Below are 3,172 nucleotides of genomic sequence, written 5' to 3'. Positions count from 1 at the left end.
GAGCGGGCATTTGTTGAACACATTGGCGGCCTGCCACTGTTGGCGCTGCCGCACATTGACCCGCACGGAGCGCAGTTCACGGTCAAGCACATCCTTGACCGCATCGCTGCTGCTCTCGGTCTGCTGGTGATCTCCCCAGTGTTCATCGGCCTAATCGTGCTGGTTCGGCTGAGTTCGCCGGGCCCGATCTTCTTCCGTCAGGATCGAATCGGCCGCGACGGCAGGGTATTCGAGTGTCTCAAGTTCCGCACCATGCGCCCGCCGAGGTCTTCTGACGCCGAATTCAAACCGGCGTCGAGTTCGGCGCCCGGTGGCGTCGAGGGTGAAGATCGGCGGACGGCGGTTGGCAAGATCATGCGGTCGACCTCGTTGGACGAGCTGGCTCAATTGATCAATGTCCTCCGAGGCGAAATGAGCCTCGTAGGCCCACGCCCCGAACGGCCCCAGTTCGTCGAGTACTTCGAAATCCAGATTCACCGGTACGGCGAACGCCACCGGGTCAAAGCTGGAATGACCGGTTGGGCCCAAGTGCACGGGCTGCGCGGCCAGACGTCGATCGCCGATAGGGTCGAGTGGGACAACTACTACATCCAGAACTGGTCGCTAGCCCTCGACCTCAAGATCCTTCTCCTCACTGTGCCGGCCGTGATGCGCGGTGCCGACTAGGGCGATCCTTGAGAGTTCCACTCGGGCCGCGTCGGTTCGCACCGACCTCCGGGAGTGTCCGCGAGGTCGGTCCATGAGTGTGAGGCATCGCGAGATACGCTGCCCGCATTGGCAACTGACTCTTGATCAGTGTGTGGCCGGGCTCGAAACCTGACGGACGGCCAAGGTCGTGACCACGTTCTGACGACAGCTGCGCGCGCTCGACGCCCGCCAAGTCCCGGTCGCCCTGCTTCACAGCGCTACTCGACGCCGCACCGGCGGTGGGGTAGCTGAGCGAACCCCTTTGGCTGTCCGGACGTGCGGCGTGGGCGGAGCCAAGTGGTCCACAAGAGGTTTGCTGACGGCTACTTGCGATCTTGTCTTGGTTGGTTCTACGATTCGCCCGGGTTCGGGGGAATCCGCTCTCCAACCACCCAAGGGGAACAAGTGTTCATTCGTGTTTTGATCGCTGCTGTCGGGATTGCTGCGGTTGCTGTCGGGATTGCCCCCGCTGCGTCCGCAGCCGGCCCTTACCGCAACTGCACCGCTGCACATGAAGATGGCCGCTACGACATACCGCAGGGCGACCCTGACTACTGGTCGGGTGGCGACCGCGACGGCGATGGCATCGCCTGCGAGTCGTAAACGTCACGGCTCGAACGACGCGGACGGAGGCATCCGAGCCGCCTCACCGATCGTCATCGTGACGCGTCATCGAGGCTCTCGGGCCACGTGTACTCGGCGTCGGTAACGTGCTCGCCCCACACGGTTTCTGGCTCACCGGAATCCGGTGCCTCCCACATCGCCAGGTGGACCATGAAATGCGTGGGCGCGGCGCCGTGCCAGTGCCATTCGCCGGGTGGCGTGTAAACGGTGTCGCCGGGTCGCATCACGACGACGTCACCTCCCCGGGACTGCGCCAGGCCGATTCCCTCGGTGACGTGCAGGGTCTGTCCACGGGCGTGCGTGTGCCACGCTGTGCGCGAGCACGGTGCGAACCGCACGGTGTTGACGCGCAACCGGGACGGCTCCTCACCCTTCGCGATGACGTCGAAGTACACATCGCCGGTGAACATCTCGGCTGGGCCCTTGGTAGAGGAACCCTGAGGGACTTTGTGCATGAAGTTCCTAGTTCTATTGGGAGGGAGCGATTTTCAGTGTCATTGAGCGGGACGCTTCGCTGGTGATGGACTTGACTGGGCCTGCGATCTGCACTTCCTCGGCACCGCCGAAGCAGCTCAGGTCATCGGACTTCCACCTCGTCATCTCGGCTCCCATCGCTAGCCTTGTCGAGACCGTTCTGCGTATCCCAAGTCAACGCCGCATACGCGCCTGCCGGCAGTGTCTGACATTCCAGGTAATGGCAGTACCCCTCACGAGTTGGGCGGGCGGTTGCGTTCACCCGCGAGCGTCGCACTAGCAGTAGTAGTAGTCGGTGGTGCCGTCGTACTGGAGGTCCCAGCAGATCTCGTCGGCACTGGCGGTTCCGGCCACGCCGACGGCGGCGACTCCAAGGCCCGCGGCCACTACGGCGGCGCTGGCGGCGGCGAGGACGAGGGTGCGGATGTGGTTCATCATCTGGATGGCTCCTTGGTTGGTGGTGTTTGACACCCCTAGAGTCGCGCCCCGCCCTTGGCGAATTCTCGGAAGATTCTCGGCGTCCATGGTCTCGCGGCCGGGCAGCGCTGACGGGTCGGCCAGATTGGCGGCATCTACCACCTTCCTGTCGGAAATCCGCTTGTTCGCGGCGGGCACCGATGCGGAGACTGGACCCATGAAAACCACGGATCGTCTCCCGGTGCTCGCGGCTGCGGTCACGGTTCTGCTGTGGGCTTCGGCATTCGTCGTGATCCGGTTCTGTGGCGCCGAATTCAGTCCAGGGGCAATGGCATTCATCCGATTGACCGTCGGCACGGTGGCACTGGCCGTCGTGGCGACGATTTACCGGCCTGCCGTCCCGCGCGGACGCGGCCTTATACTCGTCATCGGTTACGGCCTCCTATGGTTCGCCGCCTACACGGTGGTGCTGAACTGGGCAGAGCAACATCTCGATGCAGGCACCGCGGCACTGCTGGTCAACTTCGCGCCGATTCTGGTCGCGGTCTTCGCGGGCTTCTTCCTCGGTGAGGGGTTTCCCCGACCGCTGGTGGTGGGCATCGTGGTGGCCTTCACCGGCGTGGTGCTGATCGCCGCCGGCGGATCCGGTGTCGGCCTCAACGATCACCTCGGGGTGTCATTGGGTCTGTTGGCCGCGGTGCTCTACGCGGTCGGTGTGCTGCTGCAGAAGGTGGCCCTGCGGACCGTGAACGCCATCGCCGCCACGTGGGTCGGATGTGCGGCCGGAATGCTCGCCACGGTGCCGTTCGCCGGTCAGGCCATCCACGAGATCGGGCTGGCTTCGCCCATGGCGCTGGCGGGGGTCGCCTTTCTGGGCGTCGGGCCCACGGCGATCGCATTTCTCATCTGGGCCTACGCGCTGAACCGCACGGATGCGGGCACGATGGCCGCCACCACCTTGGCGGTGCCT

Annotated in this window: 5 protein-coding genes; 3 read left to right on the top strand and 2 right to left on the bottom strand. The window is 64.5% G+C overall.

What is annotated here, in order from left to right:
* Window positions 1–666, top strand: a 666-nt coding sequence (locus ABW137_RS30855) for a sugar transferase (RefSeq protein WP_526405880.1), incomplete at its 5' end; no start/stop codon positions are given.
* 297 nt (window positions 667–963) lie between these two features.
* Complete coding sequence (locus ABW137_RS30850) at window positions 964–1,290, top strand: excalibur calcium-binding domain-containing protein (RefSeq protein WP_526405878.1); 327 nt, start codon at window positions 964–966, stop codon at window positions 1,288–1,290.
* A 53-nt stretch (window positions 1,291–1,343) separates the two neighbouring features.
* Here the strand turns inward: ABW137_RS30850 and ABW137_RS30845 are convergent, their stop codons facing one another.
* Together ABW137_RS30845 and ABW137_RS30840 are read right to left on the bottom strand one after the other, a co-directional pair.
* A complete protein-coding gene (locus tag ABW137_RS30845) occupies window positions 1,344–1,766 on the bottom strand; it encodes a (R)-mandelonitrile lyase (protein ID WP_526405877.1) in 423 nt (140 codons plus the stop codon).
* A 295-nt stretch (window positions 1,767–2,061) separates the two neighbouring features.
* Window positions 2,062–2,421 (bottom strand): hypothetical protein, encoded by a 360-nt coding sequence (locus tag ABW137_RS30840; RefSeq protein WP_526405875.1) that lies wholly within the window; start codon window positions 2,419–2,421, stop codon window positions 2,062–2,064.
* On the opposite strand from ABW137_RS30840, the gene ABW137_RS30835 reads away from it, so the two are divergent.
* A partial coding sequence (locus ABW137_RS30835) for an EamA family transporter (RefSeq protein ID WP_526405873.1) occupies window positions 2,420–3,172 on the top strand: 753 nt, incomplete at its 3' end. The two genes, ABW137_RS30840 and ABW137_RS30835, sit on opposite strands and share 2 nt — an antisense overlap.

It is taken from the genome of Mycobacterium sp. (assembly GCF_040509115.1).
Lineage (GTDB): Bacteria > Actinomycetota > Actinomycetes > Mycobacteriales > Mycobacteriaceae > Mycobacterium.
The sequence above is the reverse complement of the archived record's forward strand: the minus strand, read 5'-3'. Positions and strand labels throughout refer to the sequence as shown.

Bases quoted from the DNA above. Each gene is read 5' to 3' on its own strand.
- ABW137_RS30845 (WP_526405877.1), bottom strand. From the start codon at position 1,766: ATGCACAAAGTCCCTCAGGGTTCCTCTACCAAGGGCCCAGCCGAGATG.
- ABW137_RS30840 (WP_526405875.1), bottom strand. From the start codon at position 2,421: ATGGGTCCAGTCTCCGCATCGGTGCCCGCCGCGAACAAGCGGATTTCC.